Genomic DNA, 25,343 nt, shown 5'->3' on the forward strand with positions numbered 1-25,343 from the left:
GCCTATCTCCTCCTACCGCAAACTGCATTACATCCGCAAGCTGAATCTGAAACTATCTGAGATAAGATATTATCTTTTGTTGTTCTCTCTTTTACCTTACCATCAGCTATAACTATTACTTCATCAGCAAGTTCAATTATTCTTTCTTGATGAGAAATTATAACAAGAGTTACTTTGCTTTCTTCATGAAGCTTTTTAAATGTTTCTACAAGCTTTTGGAAACTCCATAAATCGATTCCCGCTTCTGGTTCATCAAAAACCGCTAATTTTAACTTTCTTGCTAAAATTGTAGCAATTTCTATTCTCTTTAACTCTCCACCAGAGAGACTATTATTTATTTCTCTCTCCATATAATCTTGAGGACATAATCCCACATCTATTAACAATTTGCACAAATCTACATCCATGTTATCATCAGCCTTTGCAGCTAATTCTAAAAGTTCCCTTACCTTTAAGCCTTTAAATCTTGGAGGCTGTTGAAAAGCATATCCTATACCTAGTTTTGCCCTTTTAGTTATATCCATATTTGTTATATCATTATTGTCAAAAATAATTTTTCCTGAAGTAGGTTTTCTAATTCCCATTAAAAGTTTTGATAATGTAGTTTTCCCCCCTCCATTTGGACCAGTTATAACATAAATCTTATTTTCCCTAAGCTCCAAATTTATATCATCTAATATAGTAATTTCTTTACCATTTTCATCTACCTTTAGAGATACATTTTGAAATTCCAACATTACTTTATCCCTTCTTTCTATAATTCTGTTGTCTTACTGTAAACATTTCAAAGTCAATTTTACCACATCTAAAGTATTAAAAAAAGGTGTAAAGAAATTCAATAAAATTTGATTAACTGTTGAATTTTTTTGCAATACACCTATTGTATTTTTTTAAATAAATCATAAACACAATAAAATAATTAAGAAATAACGATATAAATATACCGTATATTTGAATTTTTAAAATATATATAAAAAAACACATAAGAAATAATGATAGAAAATTTACTTTCGCTGTATTAAATAAAACAAATTTACTTTCATTCAATGATTGTAAAGAATATTTATAAATGGTGCAAAAAGGATTGAATATATTAGATATAATTATATATATTAATAAGTTACTAGCAAGTAAAATTACCTTTTCATCATTAGTAATTAATTTAGGCAAATAGTCTCTAAATATTAGAAATAAAATAGATAAAAATAAATATATACTCATGGATATTAATATGCTTAATTTAGGGATATTAGTTAATGATTCTTCATTATTTGATCCATTATTCTGGCTAATTAAAGTAAGTGTTGCCGAGCCGTACATATACATAGGAATTAATATAATATTCATTAATTGTGTAAGTATTAGATATGTTGATAATTCAATTACTCCAATTCTGGATATAATAGCATTGGTTGCAATAATAAAAATGCTTCCTTCTAATACCTCTTGTCCCATTAATGGAATGCTTTCTTTTATATTGTTCTTAATTTTAAATTTATAAATATTTATCTTTTTATAATTAAACTGTATATATTTTCTACATATACATATATAAAATAACAAATTTATGATTAATGATAAAATTGTTGCAATGGCTGCTCCTTTAATCTCTAACTTTGGGAGTCCCAAATTTCCAAATATGAGACCATAATCTAATATTAAATTTATTATAGAAGAACCAGTTGAACCTATTAAAATCCACTTAGTTATTTTTTTAATTTTAAATAAAGCTGAAAAGCTAAACAATAATAATTGAATAATTATATAAACACCCATTATATTTAAATAGGTTACAGCTTCATCCAATATCTTCCCCTTAAATCCATATAAAAGTGTTAATAATGGATTTTTAAATAAAACTATTATAATAAAAAAAATTAAACCTATTAATATGTTAAGTATTAAACATGAAATAAATTCATCTTGAAAATCTACATTATCATCTTTTCCTAAAGACTTTGCTCCATTAATATTAAATACTACAGATGTAAATCCTAAAACACCTGCTAGCAATGATAGCAATGATGAAATAACTCCTACTGCACTATATGCCAATATAGATATCCTTCCTACCATAGCTTGATCAGTAAAACCTATAATTAATCCTGCCATTGATTGAATTATTAATGGTACCGCAATATTATTTAATTCTTTTGTTTCATTACTAATTAACTTTTTCATAACTAACACTTTCCGCTATACCTAAAGGTTCAACTTCTTGTGCTTTTACCGCACCATCTTTTTTAACCAAAGTAAGCATTTTAATCTATCCAATCTAAATGGACTTATATATAAATTATATCAAAAGTTGGCATAACAAAATAGTTTTATATAAAGTCTTCATACATAGTACTTGTTACATTGCTAGCCATTAAATAAATGGAATTAAAAACATGGTATGATTATTTTTATATCGGTGCATTTAAAAATTATAGGTATTACTACATTTCCGCATGTAAAAACAACTATGTATGAATTGTAAAGAAGAAATTAAGAAAATTTTAGATTACCTAAATGGGTTTGAGCTTATTGAGATAAGCAGTAAAAAAGCCATGAAAATCGGATTTAATCATAGCGAAATTAATAATATTAATTTTGGTCAAAGTCGAGAGGATCGTGCTAGTGATATAAATAGTGATATAAATATTGCAAGAGTGTTAACAATACAATTTCTCGATAATAAAACTTTAGAAATCGTTCCGTATTATCATACTACAACTTTTAAAGGAAATAAGACTTACATTAAAGATTACACTGTAGTTAAATATTATAAAATAAATAATGGTAGTATTGACTTTAATTATATTGAAAAAATTATAAACGGGAGTGCCTCCCTAAACATACATTTCAAATATAATACTGAATTAATTATTCACCCTATGAGAGATGATTTTAAGATACCTTCTATAATCAGCATTGATATTATTGTTAATGATAAATGTGTATATACTGATAGATTGGAATACATTCCAGATCCAAATATGAAGCTTTTGGGTAAATATGTGGTTAAATTTTCAGATGATTATTTTAAAAAAGGCATTAAAGATGCAACTATAATTATAAAATTCAACAATAAAAATAGCACAGTATTTTTAAGTTAAATGTAGCTATTCAGCTATTAAAATAACCCGAATTTACTGCTATTATCAAATTATTAAAACACTATAATTTCAAGTGCAAACACTTTCTAAAAAGAATAAGGTTTTGAATAATCGTATAAAATCATTGGAAAGTCAACAAAAGCAGTGGTAATAGCAATAAGCCTCCATCGTCAGATAGTTTTAAAAAGAAAACCAAAAATTTAAAAATCTATAGTGCAGAAAAGTAAGGTAATCTAAATAAAAAGGAAAAATTGCAATGAGTTTTGTAATGCAATTTATGGGGACATTAATAGTTAAAAATATTATTAAAGATTATGAGCAGTAATAATAGAGAGATGTATATTAATTTAATTCGTTTAGATTTTTTAATGAACTTACTCCATCCCCTTGTTGTCGGAGTAAGTTCATTAAATATATTCATTCATGCGAAATTAGAATTATAGTGTTATTGTTATTTATAATAATACAAAATATTAGTTTAGTTCTTTTAACTAATTAACCTAAAACTTAGAAAGTTAATTTAATTATTTTGGCTTACTATGCCAAATTCAAATCCTTGAGATTTTAAATATTCAATAATATCTGGCAGAGCTTCTACAGTAGTTTCTTTTGTAGCTGAATCATGCATTAATATAACTATCTTATTATGCTTTTCAGCGTCATTTTTTACATTATTTATTAATTCCTCTTTTGGTACATTTAACCTTCTTGCATCTCCATTTTCTACATTCCAATCAATAGATTTAAATCCTGCTTCCTGCAAAGCATTTTTATAACTTTTATGATTAAAAGATCCTCCTGGAAATCTAACTAAATTTGTTTTAAAATCCTGTCCCAATACTTCTTTAATAGCATAATCGCATTTTCTTACATCATCTACAAAAGCATCAGGAGTATAATTCCCATAATATTTTATTCTGTGACTATAGGTATGGTTTCCTATAGAATTTCCTAATACAACCTCTCTTTTTAAATATTCTGGATAGTTTTTAGCTGAAGTTCCTAATACAAAAAATGTTGCTTTTATATTATATTTCTCTAATATATCTAGTATTTTAGGCGTATAAGGGCTTGGACCATCATCAAAGGTTAAAAAAGCTATTTTCCTTTTATCTTCTTTATTCCATATTTCATTAACAGTCATTACAATTCCATTATTCGAATTCTTATTATCTTTAGCCTGGTTATTTATATTATTAGAATTATTTTTATCATTATTTAAATTATCATTAATATTCTTGTCCATTTTACTTTCTTGATTATTTTTATTATTTTGTACATCTTCTTTTGATACTGCATAGGTTGTACTAATTTTGTTTTTAGCCAGAGCGTTTCTTTTATTTATTATATTTTTTATACCTATAAAAAAAGTTAAAAATATAACGGATGTAAATAAAACCATTCTTATAGTTCTTTTTCTTCTCCTTTTGCTTCTTTTACTTTCCAATGCAGAGTTTAGCTGGTAGTTTGTCATGTTTCTCATATAAAGCTTCACCTGTTTCTTAATATTTTATATGTTTATTTTACTACATCTATATACAAAAATGTTTACAAATCTACAACAAATTGATTACATTTTACATTTTTATCTTATTTTAAGACAGTGTTTTGGCGATATTTCATAATTTTTCTTAAACGCTCTGACAAAACTAGAGTAATCATTAAATCCACTTTCTATAGCTGCTTCTGTGGTGCTGCTTCCATCTTTTATCAAAGATCTAGCCATTGCCAATCTCTTTTGTAATATATAATTATGAACTGTATAACCGGTTTGTATTTTAAATTTGTGCATGAGATAATACTTGCTTATATAAAATTTAGAAGAAATTCTTTCTATAGATAAGTCCTCAGAAAGATTTTTATTAATATAGTCTAAAATTTTGCCTATACTTTCATCATATTGAATATCACTAAGTTCATCCTCATTGTGCCTTTCTAAAAATAATCTATTTAAATATACTAGGAATTGTAAAAATAGTGAATTACTAAGTATACTATTTCCAAACCGTACATCGTGTTTAGTCTCTTCAAGTTGTTGCAATATACTTTTTATATTTTTCAATGATTCACAATCCAATCTCAATAAATTAATCTTTTCACTAGATGCTAATTCAAAGCATTGAAATAGGTTACAGTCAGAACTGTTATGATTTATTATAAAGTTTGAATTTACCCATATTATTATTCGCTCATAGGTTTCTCCTGGGTCTATTATAGGTTTGTGTATATCATTATTATTTATAAGAAGTATATCCCAAGGTCTTAGTTTATAATACTTTCCTTCTATTGCATAAGTTACCTTACCTGAAATAAAAATGATTATTTTATTAAAATCATGATAATGAAATTCAAACTCTAAGTCCTTCTTATCTTTTATATGAAATAATTCAAAATCTTTATTTAAGCATCCTCTCTTATTTTTTATATTATCAAATTCATTTCCCATAATTAATACCCCTTTAAATTATAAGTTATATTATTATAGCATTTTTTGCAATATTCATAGCACTTTAAGCCATAAATATAGTAAAAAATATAAGTATAATATTAATATATCATACCTTATTAAAACTTATATTAAATATTTTAATTATTTATTTGGAGGTATTTAGTTATGAACAAAAAACTTAAAGTTGGTATACTTGGCGGTACAGGCTTTGTTGGACAAAGACTCGTTACTTTATTAGAACACCATCCTTATTTTGAAATTGTTGTTATCGGTGCTAGCAAAAATTCAGCAGGCAAAACTTATTATGAAGCCGTAAAAAACAGATGGAAGTTAAATCTTCCAATACCCGACAATGTAAAAAATATAATAGTTAAAGATATATATGAAATTGAAGAAATAAGTTCTCAGGTAGATCTTGTATTCTGTGCAGTTAATATGCCTAAAGATGAAATAAGAAAAATTGAAGAAAGCTATGCAAAAGCAGAAGTTCCTGTAATTTCAAACAACTCTGCCAACAGGTGGACCCCTGATGTCCCTGTAGTTATTCCTGAAATCAATGATGAACACCTAAAATTAATAGAAAACCAGCGTAAAAGGTTAGGAACTAAAAGAGGCTTTATCGTAGCTAAACCTAATTGTTCAATTCAAAGCTATGTTCCTGCTATAAATGCACTTATGGAGTTTAAACCTAAGAAAATATTAGTATGCACATATCAAGCTATATCCGGAAGTGGAAAAATATTCTCAGATTGGCCAGAAATAAATGATAATGTTATTCCTTTTATCTCAGGAGAAGAAGAAAAAAGTGAAAAAGAACCTTTAAAGGTCTGGGGACATATTGAAGATGGTAAAATTGTAAATGCAGTGGAACCAACAATTACTTCTCAGTGCATACGTGTTCCTGTATCTGATGGTCATTTAGCTGCAGTTTTTGTATCCTTTGAAAATAAACCTTCAAAAGAAACTATATTAAAACTATGGAAAGAATATACTGGTAAACCACAACTCTTAAATTTACCAAGTGCACCAAAACAATTCTTAACTTATTTTGAAGAGGCCGATAGACCTCAAACTAAACTTGATAGAGATATTGAGAATGGAATGGGAATAAGTATTGGCCGTTTAAGAGAGGATAGTTTATTCGACTATAAATTTGTATGTCTTTCACACAACACTTTACGTGGTGCAGCAGGTGGCTCCGTACTTACTGCTGAATTATTAAAAGAAGAAGGCTACTTGTTTTAGTGGACAATTGACAGTGGACAGTTTAAGTAATAGATAAAGGGATTTTTTACAAAGTAAAAATCCCTTTATCTATTCTCTATTATTTATTCTCCATTAAATGTTATCTGTTAATCGCCAAATTGTTAATTTTCAATGCCTACTCTGCAAGGAACTCCTTGAGTATAATAATGCTTTATTTCCTTCATTTCTGTTACTAAATCAGCTCTATCTATAATTTCTTGTTTTGCATATCTTCCTGTTAATATTAATTCTGTTTTTTCTGGTTTTTTATCAATAAGAGCTAAAATTTCTTCTACAGTAAATAAATCATAGAAAAGAGCGATGTTCATTTCATCAAATACAACTACATCGTATTCTCCAGAAGTAAGTACTTCTTCTGCTCTTTTTAATCCTTTTTTAGCTTCTGCTATGTCAGCTTTTGTTGGAGTACCAAGTATAAATGTATCTTTTCCAAACTGTTCCATAGTGAAGTTTGGTAATAATTCTGCTGCTTTAAGCTCGCTATATTTCATTCCCTTTGCGAATTGACCAAAAAATACTTTTTTACCTGCACAAACAGCTCTAAGCGAAAGTCCTAAGGCTGCTGTAGTCTTTCCTTTACCATTCCCAGTATAAACTTGAACGTATCCTTTGCTTTCCATAAAAGTTACCTTCTTTCAAAAAATTTTCATAATATATACCCATTAATAATAATATCATAATTTATAGCTCATATCTAATAATATAAGGCTAATTTCATAATAATATTATAAATTAGCTTCATATTTTATCAATCATTGAATTATCCTTCCATCAAGGGATTTCCATCTATACAATCCTGTACATGTTGAATAAATATATCCTGTATTCCTTTATTTTCTCCTATACCATGTAAATAAATATTTACCTTATAACCTTTTTCTTCTAAAATGTTCTTCCAAGAATCTTCTTTATCACCTGCCATGTCATTAGTAGCATGATCTCCTGACACAAGCATGAATGGCATTAAAGTGATTTCTTTTATAGCATTTTTATTTAATCTAGGAAGTATTACTTCTAATTCTGGGGAGCCTGCTACATTAGCTATATAAATATTTTCCAACTTGCTTTCATCTATAACATGCTGGAATAATGCATAGGATGAATTTGCTGGATGAACACTTCCGTGTCCCATAAATACTACTGCATGCTCCTTTTCCCTTGCAGGTATTTGATCCTTTAAAGCTTTCACTGCTTTAAAATAATCCTTTGTTCTGTAAAGAAGGGGCCTACCTAAAACTAATTTTTTAAATACTTCTTTGTGTTCAAATTTGTGAACTGCAAGTTTTACATCATCATACTCTTCACCAGGCATTATATGTAAAGACTGAACATATACCTTTTCAAAACCTTCCTCAGCCATTTTTTCTAATGCTTCCTCAGTATTATCTATAAATATGTTATCTCTTTTTTCCAGCTTATTTATTATCATTCCTGAAGTAAAAGCTCTTCTAACTTCATACTCTTTAAAAGTTTCCTTTACTTTATTTTCTATTGCTTCAATAGTAACTTTTCTAGTTTCAGGGTAACTTGTTCCAAAACTAACCACCAGTATGCCTTTTTTTGACATAAATCCATCTTTCCCTTCCTTGCCGCATATACTATAACTTCACAACTGTCACATAATTGATTATAATCCTAGAAATTTTTTAAGTGCTAAACTTCTGTTATTGCATTAAATTTTAAATTTATTCACAGCTTGTTTAAGCTGTTCTGATAAATTGGCTAGATTCTGACTAGAAGAAGTTATTTCTTCCGTAGAAGCATATAGTTGTTCAGTTTCTCCAGACACTGTTTGGCTTTGGGAAGCAGTATCTTTCGATATGTTATCAATTGACACTACATTTAAAACAATTTGTTCACTGCCTTCTGCAAGCTGATGCAGCGTTTCTGAAATAATCTGGATTTGCAAAGAAACGTCATTTACAAGCTTCAATATTTCATTAAATGAATTCCCCGCATCATTTACTGTTTTCGTACCAGTATTTACATTATCCATACTGCTTTTCATGGAAGTGGCAGCCCCTCGAATATTTTCTTTAACTTGTTGAATAAGTTTTGCAATTTTATCTGCAGATTCACTCGATTTTTCTGCAAGTTCATGTACTTCTTCTGCTACAACTGAAAATCCTTTTCCCTGCTCTCCAGCACGTGCAGCCTCAATAGATGCATTTAAAGCCAATAAATTGGTTTGATCCGCAATGTCTGAAATAGCATTTACAACTTCTCCAATAGCCACAGAATCGCGATTAAGTTTTTCCACTGAATCTTTTACTATTTCCGTTGAATTTTTAATGGATTCCATCTGGCTAACAGCCTGTAATATAACATCACTGCCATCTTTAGCTACAGAAGATGCATTACTTGCAGCATTTGCTACTTCCTGAGAATTAGCTGCCACTTCCTGAGAACTTGCCGAAATTTGTTCAACCGCTGCAGATACTTCTCCTGAAGATTTAGACTGATTTTCAGCTCCTTTAGCCACCTTGTTAATGGCATCATTCACATGTCCTACAGTTTCGTTTAACTGATTGGCGTTATTATAAAGTTCTTCTGAAGATGCAGTTACATCATTAGAAACATTTAGAACCAGTCTTACAATATTTTTTAAATTTTGCGCCATTATATTAATTGAAGTAGCCAGTTCTCCTATTTCGTCCTTTTCTTCTATTTTTATAGGTTCAACTACCAGATTTCCATCAGCTATCTGTCCAAGGGAATCTACACACTTATCAAGTCTTAATACAATTTTATTAGAAATTTTCATTGCTACAAAAATGCTGGCTGCAATACTTATTAAAAATATAATACCCATAATCCATCTTGCACTAGAGCTCGCATTTTTAGTCTGTACCCATGCGTTACTTGTGATTTCATTTATCATATTACTAAGTTTAATGTGCACATATTTATAATCATCCATATATACTTTTCCATCTTGCAGCCTATCTCTTGCTATTTGAACTTTTCCTGATTTAACTAGATCTATTTGATCTTTAAAATAATTATCTATTACTTCAACATTTGGTATAACTTCATTTTTTATAGTAATAGCTAAATCATCATCTACATAATAATAATTTTTTATAGTTTCTATATCCTTTTTAATATTTTTTTCACTTAAATTATAGGACTCCAAAAATCTATCATCTCCATCGCTGGCAATATACCCTCTAACTCCTGATTCTTCACTTACAAGTTCACTACTAATTTGAGATATAATGTTACTTATTGGAATAATATCTTTTGAAATCCTGTCTGTAGATTTTTCAATACGGTTAAAATTATAAAAAGCACCGATTGTAGCCAAAAACATCATTATCAGAATAATACTAAATCCTGCAAAAATTTTAGTTTTAACTTTTACATCCTTTATCACAATATTCTCCCCCATTAATTCTATTTTGCATCCTGAACATTTTCTTTTGTAATCATTTTGTAATCAATCCAGACGTATTTTCCATCTGTAATCTTATACTTAAAATTACTTTCATCAGGAGTTTTCCCATTAGAAAGTACATATGATAAATCAAAAACAGCATCACCCTGTTTTGCAGCATCGTTTAAAACAGTCCCGAGAAGGGTACCATCTTCAACAGCTTTAACTGCCGGTGCCGTAGCATCTACACCTACTACAGGTACATACTTTCCTCCATTAAAATATCCAGCTGCTTTTAGGGCATCAACAGCCCCAAGGGCCATGTCATCATTGTTTGCTATTACACAATCAAAATTTTGGCCGTATGACGAAATAAACGAGGTCATTTTTTCCTGGGCCTTTGTACGATCCCACATAGCAGTGTCTTCTGCCACCTTTTGCACCTTAAATCCTGAATCTTCAAGAGCTTTTATAGAATATTTCGTTCTCTCTTCAGTATCTTGATTTCCCGTTTCCCCTTTTAGCATAATATATCTAATAGTGCCATCTTGAGTAGGATGATCTTTAAAATAATTTGCAAGAATTTGACCCTGTATTGTTCCGGATTGCTCTGCTTTAGCACCTACATAGTAAACCTTATTCCATTTTTCAATATCTTCTTTTTTAGGTTCACGATTTACAAATACTATAGGTATATTTGCTTTTTTAGACTTTTCAATAATCTGTCCTGCAGCATTGACATCCACTGGATTTACAACAAGTGCCTTAACTTTTCTATTTATAAAAAGATTTATTTTATTACTTTCAGTTGTTTGAGAATTATCTCCATTCCAAATATCAACTCGAGCCTTTCCTTTAGATACCTTATATACTTCATTTTTAAGTTCAGTTATCCATGTGTTATTAAACTCATAGGCAACAAAGCCAATTGTAGGTTCATTTTCATTTAAAGATGAAGAATTTGAACAGCCTGTCCCTAAAATAGTAATTAATAAAATAATGACAGCAATTAACTTTTTGTATCCCTTCACGATTAAAACCTCCTTAGAAACATATAAATTCTTTTATATAATCAATTATTGGTAGGTTGCACCACTAACTCTAAATCCCCCAGGTGCCCAATTATGGAGAGTTTTTCATCGTTTCCAACTTTTATGAATATAATAATATCCATTCGTAATTTTACTGCTAAAATTATAAATAATCAACAAAATAAAATTAAAAACAGAGATTCGCTAAATGCAAGTTAAAATGAAAATGGAAAGATTAGCTTGATGGTTATGCTCTATTGCCTATTATTTATTATCTGCTCTCAATCAGCTGTTTTAAAAAATCAATATTCCCAAAGAAATGTACATGGGCATATCCTGCCAAGGTATTATTTTTTACGTATCCGCATGTCCATTCTTTTATTTTCCCATCGTACATAGTATTTGTTAATTTATATATTTTGTTATCCTTTGTATTTACACAGGATTTATGGAACTCATGGCATTTTATCTTTGTTCCTTTAGATACAATTTTATTATCCACATTTATTTCTATTTCTGCATAGCCAAAGTTTTGCAGTGTTTTTGTCATGGTAGCTTTTCCGCTGAAGAATCCTACTGTATCACGTTGAATTTCTCCATTATCTATAGCTTCTGTAAGGTACATAAGTCCCCCACATTCTGCATAACATCTTAATCCATTATCTAAGGCATTTTTTATACTTTGAAGCATGGTTTTATTATTACTTAATTCCTCTAAAAACACCTCTGGATAGCCACCACCTATATAAAGAAAATCTAAACCTTCTGGTAGAGCTTTATCCTTTAATGGGCTAAAATAAATTATCTTACCAACTTCACTTAAAAGCTCTAAATTTTCCTTATAGTAAAAACTAAACGCTTTATCATAGGCTACACCTATGTTTAATCCCTTATTTTCTAGATGAAAATTATCTTCATATTTTGGTGTTTCTTTAAAATATTCTATAAGCCCTTCTACATCTACATGCTTTAAAATAAGTTCACTGCATACATCTACTCTTTCTTCTAAATCATCTATTTCACTACTTTGAATAAGCCCTAAATGTCTACTACCTAGAACTAGTCTTTCATCATTAGGAACATATCCAAATACTTTAATTTTGCAGTTATATTCTATTGAAGCCTTTAGTAGGCCATAATAGCTCTCACTTATGTTATTAAGTATTACCCCTAATATATTTACATCCTCTTCAAAATTTACAAGACCATTTATTTCTGCGCATAAAGTAGCAACTTGTGCTTTGGGAGATATTACTAAAACCACTGGGAGTCCTAATGTTTTGGCTACATGGGCTGTGGAATATTTTGAATCTATCCATTTCCCATCATAAAGTCCCATAACACCTTCCACCACTCCTAAATCTCCTTCACCTCTAGAATAAGAAGCTTTTACACCATCTTCCCCCATAAGATAAAGGTCTAAATTTCTTGAAGCTTTTCCTGTTATTCTAGAATGAAAAGCTGAATCTATATAATCTGGCCCAACTTTATATCCCTGCACATCAAAACCTTTTTCCATTAAAGCTTTTATAATTCCTAAAGTAATAGTGGTTTTTCCGCCACCACTACTATCTGAAGATATCACTATACTTTTCATAGTTTCGCCTTTCTCTTAGAATTTTTTCATAACTTCTAAAAACTTCTCAATTTCTAATTCTGTATGTTTAACACCAATGAACATAGCTTCAAATTGTGATGGAGCTATATATATTCCTTCACTTAACATATGCTCAAAGAATTTTCCGAATAATTTAGTATCACAAGCCTTGGCATCTTCATAGTTTCTTACTTTTCCTTTTTCCGTAAAGAAAGGAGTAAACATAGCTCCACATCTATTTACTGTAAGTGGAATGCCTTTTTCCTTAGCTATTTCTTTCATACCTTCTTGAAGCTTACGTCCTATGTCTTCCATGTGCTCATAATATGCTGGATTTTCGTGAAGTTTCTTTAATGTTGCATATCCTGCTGCCATTACCACTGGATTTCCTGACATAGTTCCTGCTTGATATACAGGGCCCATTGGAGATAGCTTTTCCATTATCTCTCTCTTGCCGCCATAAGCACCGCATGGAAGTCCTCCGCCCATGATTTTTGCATAAGTTGTAATATCAGGTGCTATACCATAAAGGCCCTGTGCTCCTTTATAAGCTACTCTGAAGCCTGACATAACTTCATCAAATATAAGTATTGCTCCATACTTGGTACAAATGTCTCTAAGTCCCTGTAAAAATTCCTTTTCTCCAGGAATAACACCCATATTTCCTGCTACAGGTTCAACTATAATTGCCGCTATGTCTTCACCGTATTTTTCAAATAAAGCTTTTACGCTTTCCATATCATTGTATTGAGCAACTAAAGTATTTTGTATACTTCCTTCTGGTACTCCAGGAGAACCTGGTATTCTTTCTGTAAGTACACCTGAGCCTGCTTCTACTAAAAATCCATCAAAGTGTCCATGATAACATCCGGCAAATTTTATTATTTTATCTCTCTTAGTATATCCTCTTGCAAGTTTTACAGCACTCATAGTAGCTTCTGTACCTGAGTTAACCATTCTAATCATATCCACATTATCCAATGTATTAACCATGTATTTTGCAAGTATTAATTCTCCCTTAGTTGGTGCACCAAAGCTTATAGCGTTTTCTAAAGTATCCTTTATGGCCTTTACTACATCTGGATCATTATGTCCAAGTATCATAGGACCCCATGAAGCTACAAAATCTATATATTCTTTTCCATCTTCATCCCATATATGTGAACCTAATCCCTTTTTAATAACTGGTGGATTAACTGAAACATTTCTAAAAGCTCTAACTGGACTATTAACTCCACCAGGCATGTATTTCTTTGATTCCTCAAATATCTCTAAACTTCCCAAAAATATCAACCCCCATTTTTTTTAGTTGACAATTTACAATTGACAGTGGACAGTTATGGATAATTTTTCTCCATTAACATTACGAAAAATTTTTAAATACATATATTTTATTTAAGATTTTCTGTAATGCCAACGGAAGAAAATCCTCCTTAACTGTCAATTGTCATCTGTCAACTGTCAACTTACTAAATCTGTACTCTATTATCTATTCTTTATTATCTGTACTCTAATTCTGTACTCTGTGCTCTTATCTAACCCATCTAGCTGCATCAAGTGCATAGTAAGTAATAATCATATCTGCTCCTGCTCTTTTTATGGATAACAACATTTCTAAAGCAATCCTCTTTTCATCTATAAGTCCTGCCTTTGCTGCTGCTTTAACCATGGCATATTCTCCACTTACACTATAAGCTGCTATAGGCATATCACATCTATCTTTTGCCCATCTTATAACATCCAAATATGATAGGGCAGGTTTAATCATTATTATGTCTGCCCCTTCTTCTATGTCACTTTGTATTTCAAGCATAGCTTCTCTTATATTCCCTGGATCCATTTGATAAGTTTTTCTATCTCCAAACTGTGGAGCTGAATCAGCAGCTTCCCTAAATGGTCCATAGAAAGCTGAGCAGTATTTTGCACTATAAGACATTATAGGAATATCTTTAAATCCATTTTCATCTAATGCTTCTCTTATAGCATCAATTCTTCCATCCATCATATCTGATGGTGCTATCATATCCGCTCCTGCTTTAGCATGAGATACAGCAATCTTAGCTAAATACTTTAAAGTTTTATCATTATCTACATCATTACCACAGATAATTCCACAGTGTCCGTGACTTGTGTATTCACACATACAAACATCTGTAATAACATAAAGTTCTGGAGCCAATTCTTTTATTTTTCTTACTGCCTTCTGAATTATTCCATTATCATCATAGGCACCGCTTCCTACTTCATCCTTATGTTCTGGAATTCCAAATAATATTACTCCCTTAACTTTTGCATCTACAACTTCTTTAATGATTTCATGTAATCTATCTATTGAAAAATGATAGTTGTTTGGTAGAGAGCTTATTTCTCTTTTTATATTTTCTCCTTCTACCACAAATATAGGATATATAAAATCATCTGGAGTTAAAACTGTCTCCCTAACCATACTTCTTATAGCTTCATTTTTTCTAAGTCTTCTATGTCTATCAAACATAATTGCACCCCTTTTTTTAGTTGACAGTTGACAGAGGACAATTGACAGTTATGGATGTTTTTCTGACCTTAGTACTACAGAAAAACTTAAATTATAGATAATAAAGAATAAATAGTAAATGTGGATAATTTTTCTCCATTAGCATTATGAAAAATTTAAGATTAAATTTCAGCTTACCCTTAGGGTAAGGTTCCCTTTTTTATTCTTTATTATTTTTTATTTATTATTTTAAAAAACTCTTTTCAATTCTTCAATAAATAAAAACTGTCCACTGTCAATTGTCAATTGTCAACTATTCTTTATTATTTATTATTTAATAATTTGTGTATCATACCGTCTGTAGTGTATTCATCACAAACCAAATGTTCAATTCCGTTTTTTTCCAGTTCTTCTGCTGTTATTGGTCCTATAGCTAGGCACCGCTTTTTCTTTAAATTTTCTAGTCCAACCATTTCTATCATATTTCTAACTATGCTTGGGCTAGTAAACAATACTATATCCACATCATTAAAGACCTCTGGATTTGGTAAATCCCCCTTAACTATTTCGTAAGTAGTTACCTCATCTACTGAACAGCCTATGCCATTTAATGCTTCAGCTAAATATTCTCTAGCCTGTTTTGAACGTGGAAGTAGTATTTTATCTCCTTTTTTCAAGTGAGATTTCATTTGTGCAAATAAATCTTCTGCTACAAATTCTTTAGCTATAATTTCAGCTTTAATTCCTCTTTGTAAAAGTGCTTTTGCTGTAGCAGGTCCAATAGCTGCAAATTTGGCTTTTATATTTCTTATGTCATATTCTTTTTGGACTAGATAATCAAAGAATACATTTACTCCATTTACACTAGTTAAAACTATGTAGCCATAGTCCTTTAATTTATCCATATAGCCTTCTAAATTGTTCTTAGTTTCTTTAACCTTTATAGCATTTATTTCAGTAACCTGTGCTCCTAAATCACTTAATTTTTCTCTTAATTCTTTCGCTTGTTCCTTTGAACGAGTAACACATATGTTTTTGCCAAACAAAGGTTTTCTCTCAAACCAGTTAAATTTATCATTAAATTGAACCACTTCTCCTACTAATATAATGCATGGAGAGCTTATTTTAGCAGCTTCTGCCTTTTCCTTTATGTCATTAAGTGTCCCTATAGCCTTTTTCTGTTTTGATGTAGTTCCCCTCATAATAATGGCACAGGGAGTATTTTCACTCATACCATTTTCCATAAGTCTGTTTCTGATTATGTCTAAATTTTTAAAACCCATTAAAAATATTAATGTACCACCAACACCAGCTACAGCTTTCCAATCTATATTAAGCTTATCTGCAGTCATACCTGTAAACACGTGGAATCCTTGAGCTATAGCTCTATGAGTTACAGGAATTCCTGCATAGTTTGGAACGGATATAGCTGAAGTTATTCCAGGTATTACCTCAAACTCTATATTCTCCTCTATAAGTCTTAATATTTCTTCCCCTCCACGACCAAATACAAAAGGATCTCCGCCTTTTATTCTTCCAACTACATGGCCTTTTTTGACAAGCTGAACCAACATTTCATTTATTTCTTCTTGAGTTTTATAATGACATCCTGGTTCTTTTCCACAATAGTATATTTCGCAATCTTCATTTAAATATTTTAGTATTCCAGGTCCTGCTAATCTATCATACATAACAGCTGTACATTTTTTTAACATTCTTATAGCCTTTAATGTTATAAGTTCTTCATCTCCTGGTCCTGCCCCTATAAGATATACTTTTCCCATGATACCCTCCTAAGCATTTATAATTTTCTTAGCTAAATTTTCTCCTAATTCTTTAAAGGCTTCTACATTTCCTTCTATATCTTTTTTTACTATTTTCCCACCTATTTCATATACCCCAACTATATACATTAAATCCTTTTCTAAAATTGCATAGGCTCCTATAGTGGAATGGCAATCACCTTTAAGCTCTCTCATAAAGCTTCTTTCAGCTTCTACACATACTCTTGTTTCCCTATGTTCTATATTCTTTATAACATCTAAAACTTCGCTGCCCTTTTTTATTTCTAATCCTAGGGCTCCTTGTCCAATAGCTGGAACCATTTCTGAAACTTCGAAATAATTTGTAATCAAATTTTCCATATTAAGTCTTTTAAGCCCTGCAGCAGCTAGTACTGTTCCCTGAAGATTAAGTTCTTGAATCTTTCTAATCCTTGTTTGAACATTACCTCTTATTGGAACTATTTCCACATCTGGTCTTAAAAGAATAAGCTGGGCAGCTCTTCTTCTACTGCTTGTGCCAATCCTTGCTCCTTTAGGTAATTCCATAAATGGAGTTTTATCTCTTGATACAAATACATCTCTTGCATCTTCTCTTTCTGGTATAGCAGCTATTTCAAACATTTCAGGCACATCATAAGGCACATCCTTCATGCTATGTACTGCTATATTAGCTTTATTTTCTAATAGAGCCATTTCTATTTCTTTTACAAAAAGACCCTTCCCGCCTATTTTATCTAAAGTTTTATCTAGTATTTTATCCCCCAATGTTTCCATTAAAAGCTTTTCACATTCCACATCATATTTTTCCTTTATCATGTTAATAACTAAGTCTGTCTGGGTTTGAGCAAGATTGCTCTTCCTAGTGGCAACTATTAATTTCAAAAACATCACCTCCGTAATAAAACATTTTTAAGATATTTTCATGTTGATTCTTTTTATAAAAGAAGTAAAAATCATCTGAGGCTACAAATTTCATTATTTCATCCTTATTATAAAAATCTTTAACTCTATTTCTTAAGGAGCAATTATATTCCACAAAGGAATTATACTCATATAAAACTTTGTTAACTTTACCTGCTAAATATCTTGAAGTTTTAGGACTTCCTCCCTTTGTATTTATTCCAAAGGAAATGGCTCCTGTGTTTCTTTGACAAGGCACCACAAATAAACCCTTCTTAAAATTAGTACAATCCAAATATAGCTTAAACAGTTCATTACAGTGGGTTTTTACAAGAGAATTTACTTTCTCATCATTTACTGCAATGATAATAAGATGATTGTTTAAAATATATTCCTTTTTGTACTTTTCCTTTATGAGCTTAACATTATGTAAATTGCAAATACCTTTAAATTCCTCACAGAATTCTTTAGAAAGCACTGTTACATTGCATCCATTTTTACTAAAGGTTTTAGCCTTTATAAAACCTGCTCTTCCTCCACCTATTATTAGCACATTTATTTTATCAGATATAAGAGAAAGAAATGTGTTCTCTATTCCGTTATATAAAATATCCTTTGTATTATATTCAGGCATTCATCTAACCTGCCTTTCAATTGTTCTTCCTTTAGCACCTCTATAGCTCTATTAATATAAGCATTAGAAGTACTTTTTAAAAGAGTTTCGGCTAATTCATCATTATCTTTTGTATATTTTTTATTTTTAAATGTCTTATATCTTTTCATATAAACCTGTTCACCATATTTTTGTAACTTCCTTATTTCTGGTGATATTTCTTTTAGCTTTTGCCAATCTAAAAATTCTTTTGTATATTTCTCTAATATATATTTATTGCTATTCATTATTTCTTCTCTTTTTTGGCAGTTTTCATCGTTAATACAGCTAATTCTATCTATATCATAAAGTTCTACATTTTCCATTAATCCTGTACTCTCTTCCACATCTCTTGGTACAGCTAAATCATATATAATGAAAGGCTTTTGTAGAAGTTCCTCAGCATGTACAACTATATGGGGAGCAGAGGTACAGCTTATTATACAATCCACATACTTATAAAAATTTTGTCTTTCATTAAAATGTATAACTTTTACTCTTTTATCTTTTATGTTTACAACAGAAGTATTTCTTACAGCAATATATAATCTATCAAAGCTTCCTGAAAGTATATACTTACAGGCTAAACTCCCTATTTCTCCATATCCTAAAACCATAAAACTTCTTGCGCCTTTTTTTCTTCCTTCATTTACTGCTATGGAAGCAGAGGATACAGGTATAGTATACAGCTTTGATTGAAATCTAAATTCTTTTCCACAGGTTATAGCCATTTGAAAGAGCTTTTGCAAATCCTTTTTTATACTTTTAGTATTAAGAGCTATTTCATAAGCATCTTTTATCTGTCCTAATATCTGATCCTCCCCTAGTATAAGAGAATCAAACCCACATATCACCTTCATAAGGTGATTTACCATATGTTCATCTTCATGATAAAAAGTATATCTTATATAATTTTTGTCCCACTTCAGCTTATCAAATATTTCAAGTACTATTTCTTCATAATCTTTGCAGGTATTAAAATATATCTCTGTTCTATTGCAGGTACTTAATATTAATACCTCATCACATACTTCCTTGAGACTTTCCAAGCAATTATCATAGTGTTTTTGTATTATAGAAAGTTTTTCTCTTATTTCTAATTTGACGTCACTTCTTACGCCTAAAACTCCTATCATTAAACTATCATCTCCATAAATTGAAAGTTAGTTGAAATAATTCAGCTAATAGCTAGTTTTTTCAATGTTCTAATTAACAATTCATTTCTTTTTCTATCCTTAATTGCAAATCTTACAAAGCTTTTGTTAATACCTATATAATTATCACATTTTCTTATGACTATACCTTCCTTTAGACATAGATCATATAATTTATTACAGTCTATTCCTCTAAGTTTACATAGTACAAAATTGCTATAAGTTTGGTAAACTTTTTCTATATATGATATATTGCTTAATTCTTTAGGTAAATAATTTCTTTCTTCATTAATCCATTTAATAGATTTACATATATATTCTTTATCCTTTAAAACATATTTGGCCGCTAGCTCAGCAAAGCAATTTATATTCCATGGATTTTGTTTTTTTCTTATTCTATTTAATATTTCTTCATTTTTGCTTATTCCAAAGCCAAGTCTTACAGCTGGCATGGCATAAAATTTTGTTAAGGCTCTTATTATAAAAATACATTTAAAATCTTTTAATTCTTCTACAAAACTATTTTCTATATTCCCTGTAAATTCTATAAAAGCTTCATCTATAATTATTGTTTTTCCTTTTTCTTCACAATATCTTAATATAGGAAGAAATTTATCTTTATCAATTATCCCTCCATTAGGGTTATTGGGATTTCCTATTATTAAGGCATCCACATTATCAATATTACCCTTTATTGCTTTATAATCATATTCCATATTCTCATTCATAGGTAAATGAGTAATATTAAGTCCCCACTTTTCAGCATCTTCCTGGTATTCACCAAAGGATGGAGTCATAATTAAGATACTATTAAAACAAGAAATAACCAAATCTATAATTTCTGCCGCTCCATTTCCTAAAACTAAGTCATTTTCTTCTATTATGTTTTTATTTTCTTTATTAACTCCTGATTTATTTTCATTCATGTTAAAACAAAATAATTGGCTGCTATTATTTATGTATTCAATTAAAAATCCCTTTAGCTGTCTATACTTTGCATCAGGATATCTATTTAATGCTTGAATCCCTTCTCCTATGTGTTTTACAAAACTTTCTGGAACCCCTAAAGGATTAATATTTGAGCTAAAGTCTATTAGCTCTCTTCCTTTTAATATACCATCAGTATATACATCTCCACCATGCTGCAATATTTACACCTCTTTTATCTTAATGATTAATGAGAATTATGGTAATTATACCATACACCAGAACCAGTAAAGTTTCTGATGCATACATGAGCTTTATGCTATGAAATATATGGACAAAGTTCAACTCTTTATTTTTATCTCCAATGGTAGGTTTATAAACCACTTGTCCAAAGTATACATTTGTTCCTCCAATTTGCACTCCCATGGCTCCTGCTGTTGCAGCTTCAGGGTAAGCGCAGTTAGGACTTTTATGATTTTTTCTATCTCTTATCATTATTCTAAAACTTTGTAAGATATTTCCCTTAACCACTGGTGCTGTAAGACACATAAGTATACCTGAAATTCTTGCTGGTATATAATTAAATACATCATCTGTCTTTGCAGGAAAGAATCCTATATATAAGTACTTTTCATTCATATATCCAAGCATAGAATCCATAGTGTTAATTCCCTTATACATCATAGCTAAAGGTGCCCCTCCAATTATTCCATAAAAAAGTGGAGCTATTACTCCATCAGAAGCATTTTCTGCTACAGTTTCTACATCCGCTCTTACTATTTCTCCTTCTGTAAGTTTTTTTGTATCCCTTCCTACTATGTAAGAAAGCTTTATTCTCGCATCTTCTATATTCTTATTTTTTAATGCATAATATACTTTTATGGCTTCATTTTTTAAGCATTTAGCTGATAAAGTTGTCCATAAAATAATTATATTTAAAATATTATAAACCCAAAAGTTATTTTTAGCTAAATATAGCATTGAAAAAGGAATTATAAAAGAAATACTTGCTACAATTATTACTATAAGTCCTCCAAAAGCTTTTAATCCCTTATTATTTTTACAAATCTTTCTTCCCTTCTTATCTAAAAAGCCTATAAGCTTCCCTATATATATTACTGGGTGGGGAAACCAATAAGGGTCTCCCATTATCCAGTCTATAATTACCGCTAACAATATATCTATAAAATTCATTACTATAGATGGAAAAATATTAATCACCTCTATCTTTTAATTCCCATAACTTTATAAATGTAATCTATGTCCATGTTTTGTCTTACTAAATCAGCAAGTAAATCTAAGTCCTTTTCCCTTAAATTTTCATAAATCTTTGATTTTTTTAATTTTAATCCCTTTTCTTTCCTTAATCTATTAATTATATTCTCCCTAAATTCTACTCCATCAAATGCTCCATGAATATAGGTTCCCATTACATTTCCTTTTTCATTTATTGCTCCATCTTTTCTTTCAACATTCTTCCCATTTTCATCATATATAGTAAAAAGTGGTGCAGCCTTTTCTCCATAGGAGCATATACCCATATGTATTTCATATCCATATACTTCAGCATCTTTAGAATTAGCCTTCACCCTTGTAGTAACCTTTTCCTTTTCAAATACTGTTTCCACATCTAAAAGTCCCATACCTACTGTTTCCTTATTGTCTGTCTCTACTCCATAAGGATCTTTTAGGGTTTTTCCAAGCATCTGATACCCCCCACAAATTCCTATTACTAATTTTTCTTTAGCATATTCTTTTATTAAATCTTCTAAACCTGATTCTCTTAAAGCTAATAAGTCATCTATAGTATTTTTAGTTCCTGGCAGAATCAACAAATCTGGATTTCCAAAATTGTCCTTTGAAGTTATATATCTTATAGACACATCCTCTTCAACCTTTAAAGCATCAAAATCTGTAAAATTAGATATATGAGAAAGTTTTACTACTGCAATATCTATTGGAGCCTTTGCTCTTTTATTAAATTCTACTGCTCCATCTTCATCCTCTAAATCCAATGTGAAATGCGGTACAACACCTATTGTAGGTACTTTAATAATATCTTCTAACATCTTTAAACCAGGTTTTAATATTTCTACATCTCCTCTGAACTTATTTATAATAGTTCCTTTTACTCTTTTTCTTTCTTCTTCATTAAATAAAAGCATTGTACCTGCAAGAGAAGCAAAAACCCCTCCCTTATCTATGTCTCCAGCTAAAAGTACTGGAGCATCCACCATTTCAGCTAGTCCCATGTTCACTATATCTCTATCTCTTAAATTTATTTCTGCTGGACTTCCTGCTCCTTCAATAACTATTATGTCAAACTGCTTTTCAATTTCTTCAAATTGACTTTTCAATTTATCTGCAAAATCTAATTTCATATTATGATAGTCCATAGCTGTGCTATTTTCAAAAACTTTTCCATTGAAAATTATCTGACATTTTTTATCATTGGTAGGTTTTAATAGTATAGGGTTCATGTAAGCTTCTGGTTCTAATCCACAAGCATAGGCTTGAAGCACCTGAGCTCTTCCCATTTCCTTACCGTCATGAGTTATGTATGAATTTAAAGACATGTTTTGAGATTTATACGGACAAACAGTATAGCCATCCTGTTTAAATATTCTGCACAATGCTGTTACCAATATACTTTTCCCTACAGAAGAGCCTGTTCCTTGTATCATTATCTTTGTCAAATTAAACACCCCGCTTATATGATTAACATTTAACAATTACAACTATGTATTAACTATATTAAAGTATAAAAAAATATGACTGTGTTCTTCTTTTCATAAAAGATATTTATTTTCAACTAGGAGGTTTAAAATAAATTAGAATAAAATGGGCAGAATTTTTATTCTAAGAACACAGCATATATAAAAAAATAGCAGGCTTTTAAGCCTGCTAAATCTAGACACGATAAAAAAACCGGCCAAAGCCGGAGTCTTGCATATCAAGATTCTTTCCCGCCGAAAGCTTATTCTTTAAACATTCAGGCAGGTCTCCTGGCTCATGAATCATTCTTGCCTTTTCCTTCCTCCTTTTAAGGAGTGGATATAAAAGGTTCGTCATCAATTACAGTAGCGGGGGCTGCTACGGAATTTAACCGCATTCCCTTTTCACCTAAATTATAGGCACCTGAAAGTTAAATATTCAATATCAATCATTTTTCGATTTAAGTTTACTACACATTCTATAATTTGTCAATAGGTAATAAGCTTCAGCTATTTATTTAAAAGAGCAGTAAACAGAATAAGTATAGTCATCTCTACAAATTCATTATTTGCACCTAGACAATCTCCAGTAATACCTCCAATTTTACTATTGCAAAGCTTCAATAGTAATAAAGTTACTGCAAAACCTAGTGGAATGGCTATTATAGAATTATATAAACCAATTAACCATGTACATAATCCAATGGTTATCATTAAACTTATTATAAAATGCCCTAAGGAAGTGTTTTCTACAAAAAGATTCCCAGTACCTGTTTTTTTAGCATTCTTTCCTATTAAAGCTAATAATATTGTGCTGCATCTGCTTATTACAGGCGCTGCAATTATAACTAAAGACATATTTTTTGATATTATAAATGATATTGCTGCATACTTTATTAATATATTAAAAATTAGTGATACTGCCGCATAAGTTCCTATTCTACTGTCCTTCATTACCTCTATTATCTTAGCTTTATCTCCTTTAAATGAAAAAAATCCATCAAATATATCTCCAAAGCCATCTTGGTGAAGGCACCCTATTAAAAGTATCCCCACTACTAAAACAAATATGGTAGTTATATTAACAGGAAAAACCTTTATACAAACATAATATGTAAGCCATTGAATTCCTCCAACTATAAAACCTATTAGAGGAAACATAGCAGTTCCATCCCTAAAATTTTTTCTATCACAGGGAAGATTCTTTTTCATTGGCAATCTTGTTAAAAATTGAATCATAAGTAAAAAATCATAAAAATACTCTTTCATCTTCTGTCACTCCTACTTAATTTTTAATGGTTGTCCGCAACATACCAGATATATTTCATCAGAAAGACTTCCTATATATTGATTTACAAAACCTGCTATATCTCTAAAGATTCTTCCAAGTCTATAGGAAGGTACTAGACCTAAGCCAACTTCATTGGTTACCATTACTATAGTTTTATCTAATTCTCTTCCCTTTAAAATGAACTTCCTAACTTCTTCTTTTATTTTAACAGTTATTTTATCCACTTCATCCATAGAAATGGTATCAAAATCTCTTTCTTCACTAAACATTATATTTGTAGTCATAATAGTAATACAATCTAAAAGTACATATTTACTTTTGCTATTTTCTAAGGCTTTATCTAAATTCATATATCCTTCATAGGTTTCCCATTTAGGATTTCTTTTCTCTCTATGTTTCTTTACCCTATCTTCCATCTCCTCATCTGTTATTATGGAAGTAGCAATATATAGCACATTATCCTTGTCCTTTAGAAGCTTTTCTGCAAAAGAGCTTTTCCCACTTCTGGCTCCACCTGTAACAAGTATTATCTTTCCTGAACTCATTTTTAACCTCCAAACCTACTTAATAGTTGACAGTGGACAATTGACAGTGGACAGTTATGGATAATTTTTCTTCATTAACATTA

The 25,343-nt window shown here is 30.2% G+C and carries 22 protein-coding genes and 2 riboswitches; of the genes, 2 read left to right on the plus strand and 20 right to left on the minus strand.

Annotation, left to right across the window (positions count from 1 at the left end):
* Window positions 1–2 precede the first annotated feature (2 nt).
* Together CLLI_RS08495 and CLLI_RS08500 are read right to left on the minus strand one after the other, a co-directional pair.
* Window positions 3–737: an ABC transporter ATP-binding protein gene (locus CLLI_RS08495; protein WP_106063785.1), complete on the minus strand. Its 735-nt coding sequence runs from the start codon at window positions 735–737 to the stop codon at window positions 3–5.
* Window positions 738–849: 112 nt separating this feature from the next.
* The gene (locus tag CLLI_RS08500) at window positions 850–2,181 is read right to left on the minus strand and encodes an MATE family efflux transporter (protein WP_106063786.1); all 1,332 of its coding nucleotides are present in this window, start codon (window positions 2,179–2,181) and stop codon (window positions 850–852) included.
* A gap of 290 nt (window positions 2,182–2,471) precedes the next feature.
* On the opposite strand from CLLI_RS08500, the gene CLLI_RS08505 reads away from it, so the two are divergent.
* Window positions 2,472–3,101, plus strand: coding sequence for a hypothetical protein (locus tag CLLI_RS08505; protein WP_106063787.1), 630 nt, complete (start codon window positions 2,472–2,474; stop codon window positions 3,099–3,101).
* Window positions 3,102–3,621: 520 nt separating this feature from the next.
* On the opposite strand, the gene CLLI_RS08510 is transcribed toward CLLI_RS08505, so the two are convergent.
* Entirely contained in the window at window positions 3,622–4,584 is a 963-nt protein-coding gene (locus CLLI_RS08510; protein ID WP_106063788.1) for a polysaccharide deacetylase family protein, read from the minus strand.
* Between the two features lie 102 nt (window positions 4,585–4,686).
* Entirely contained in the window at window positions 4,687–5,547 is an 861-nt protein-coding gene (locus tag CLLI_RS08515; RefSeq protein ID WP_106063789.1) for an AraC family transcriptional regulator, read from the minus strand.
* A 168-nt stretch (window positions 5,548–5,715) separates the two neighbouring features.
* Between CLLI_RS08515 and asd the strand changes: the two genes are divergently transcribed.
* Window positions 5,716–6,795: an aspartate-semialdehyde dehydrogenase gene (gene asd / locus CLLI_RS08520; protein WP_106063790.1), complete on the plus strand. Its 1,080-nt coding sequence runs from the start codon at window positions 5,716–5,718 to the stop codon at window positions 6,793–6,795.
* A 122-nt stretch (window positions 6,796–6,917) separates the two neighbouring features.
* Here the strand turns inward: asd and CLLI_RS08525 are convergent, their stop codons facing one another.
* The 16 genes from CLLI_RS08525 to cobU all read right to left on the minus strand — a co-directional run bounded on the left by CLLI_RS08525 (window position 6,918) and on the right by cobU (window position 25,260).
* Window positions 6,918–7,436, minus strand: coding sequence for a cob(I)yrinic acid a,c-diamide adenosyltransferase (locus CLLI_RS08525; protein WP_106063791.1), 519 nt, complete (start codon window positions 7,434–7,436; stop codon window positions 6,918–6,920).
* Window positions 7,437–7,576: 140 nt separating this feature from the next.
* Entirely contained in the window at window positions 7,577–8,383 is an 807-nt protein-coding gene (locus CLLI_RS08530) for a sirohydrochlorin cobaltochelatase (RefSeq protein WP_106063792.1), read from the minus strand.
* A gap of 105 nt (window positions 8,384–8,488) precedes the next feature.
* Complete coding sequence (locus CLLI_RS08535; RefSeq protein ID WP_170063683.1) at window positions 8,489–10,192, minus strand: methyl-accepting chemotaxis protein; 1,704 nt, start codon at window positions 10,190–10,192, stop codon at window positions 8,489–8,491.
* A 20-nt stretch (window positions 10,193–10,212) separates the two neighbouring features.
* On the minus strand, window positions 10,213–11,223 hold the full coding sequence (locus tag CLLI_RS08540; RefSeq protein ID WP_242975564.1) for a galactose ABC transporter substrate-binding protein: 1,011 nt from the start codon (window positions 11,221–11,223) through the stop codon (window positions 10,213–10,215).
* Window positions 11,224–11,264: 41 nt separating this feature from the next.
* Window positions 11,265–11,348: riboswitch (cyclic di-GMP riboswitch) on the minus strand.
* Between the two features lie 146 nt (window positions 11,349–11,494).
* Entirely contained in the window at window positions 11,495–12,820 is a 1,326-nt protein-coding gene (locus CLLI_RS08545; protein ID WP_106063795.1) for a cobyrinic acid a,c-diamide synthase CobB, read from the minus strand.
* Between the two features lie 15 nt (window positions 12,821–12,835).
* On the minus strand, window positions 12,836–14,104 hold the full coding sequence (gene hemL / locus CLLI_RS08550) for a glutamate-1-semialdehyde 2,1-aminomutase (RefSeq protein WP_106063796.1): 1,269 nt from the start codon (window positions 14,102–14,104) through the stop codon (window positions 12,836–12,838).
* Between the two features lie 247 nt (window positions 14,105–14,351).
* Window positions 14,352–15,314: a porphobilinogen synthase gene (gene hemB, locus CLLI_RS08555; protein ID WP_106063797.1), complete on the minus strand. Its 963-nt coding sequence runs from the start codon at window positions 15,312–15,314 to the stop codon at window positions 14,352–14,354.
* Window positions 15,315–15,616: 302 nt separating this feature from the next.
* Entirely contained in the window at window positions 15,617–17,077 is a 1,461-nt protein-coding gene (gene cobA, locus CLLI_RS08560; protein WP_106063798.1) for a uroporphyrinogen-III C-methyltransferase, read from the minus strand.
* A 9-nt stretch (window positions 17,078–17,086) separates the two neighbouring features.
* Window positions 17,087–17,959 (minus strand): hydroxymethylbilane synthase, encoded by an 873-nt coding sequence (gene hemC, locus CLLI_RS08565; protein WP_106063799.1) that lies wholly within the window; start codon window positions 17,957–17,959, stop codon window positions 17,087–17,089.
* The gene (locus tag CLLI_RS08570; protein WP_106063800.1) at window positions 17,937–18,611 is read right to left on the minus strand and encodes an NAD(P)-dependent oxidoreductase; all 675 of its coding nucleotides are present in this window, start codon (window positions 18,609–18,611) and stop codon (window positions 17,937–17,939) included. The genes hemC and CLLI_RS08570 overlap by 23 nt, the downstream gene beginning before the upstream one ends.
* Window positions 18,569–19,765: a glutamyl-tRNA reductase gene (gene hemA / locus CLLI_RS08575; protein ID WP_106063801.1), complete on the minus strand. Its 1,197-nt coding sequence runs from the start codon at window positions 19,763–19,765 to the stop codon at window positions 18,569–18,571. The genes CLLI_RS08570 and hemA overlap by 43 nt, the downstream gene beginning before the upstream one ends.
* Before the next feature lie 41 nt (window positions 19,766–19,806).
* Window positions 19,807–20,931 carry a pyridoxal phosphate-dependent aminotransferase gene (locus CLLI_RS08580; protein ID WP_106063802.1) on the minus strand — a complete coding sequence of 375 codons (1,125 nt, stop codon included), beginning with the start codon at window positions 20,929–20,931 and terminating at the stop codon, window positions 19,807–19,809.
* Between the two features lie 19 nt (window positions 20,932–20,950).
* Complete coding sequence (cbiB, locus tag CLLI_RS08585) at window positions 20,951–21,922, minus strand: adenosylcobinamide-phosphate synthase CbiB (protein WP_106063889.1); 972 nt, start codon at window positions 21,920–21,922, stop codon at window positions 20,951–20,953.
* 11 nt (window positions 21,923–21,933) lie between these two features.
* A complete protein-coding gene (locus CLLI_RS08590) occupies window positions 21,934–23,406 on the minus strand; it encodes a cobyric acid synthase (protein ID WP_106063803.1) in 1,473 nt (490 codons plus the stop codon).
* Window positions 23,407–23,688: 282 nt separating this feature from the next.
* Window positions 23,689–23,867: riboswitch (cobalamin riboswitch) on the minus strand.
* Between the two features lie 67 nt (window positions 23,868–23,934).
* Window positions 23,935–24,693, minus strand: a complete 759-nt coding sequence (cobS, locus tag CLLI_RS08595; RefSeq protein ID WP_106063804.1) for an adenosylcobinamide-GDP ribazoletransferase — start codon at window positions 24,691–24,693, stop codon at window positions 23,935–23,937.
* Between the two features lie 12 nt (window positions 24,694–24,705).
* Window positions 24,706–25,260, minus strand: a complete 555-nt coding sequence (gene cobU, locus CLLI_RS08600) for a bifunctional adenosylcobinamide kinase/adenosylcobinamide-phosphate guanylyltransferase (RefSeq protein ID WP_106063805.1) — start codon at window positions 25,258–25,260, stop codon at window positions 24,706–24,708.
* Window positions 25,261–25,343: the final 83 nt, after the last annotated feature.

The organism is Clostridium liquoris, from assembly GCF_002995785.1.
Taxonomy (GTDB): Bacteria; Bacillota; Clostridia; order Clostridiales; family Clostridiaceae; genus Clostridium_AO; species Clostridium_AO liquoris.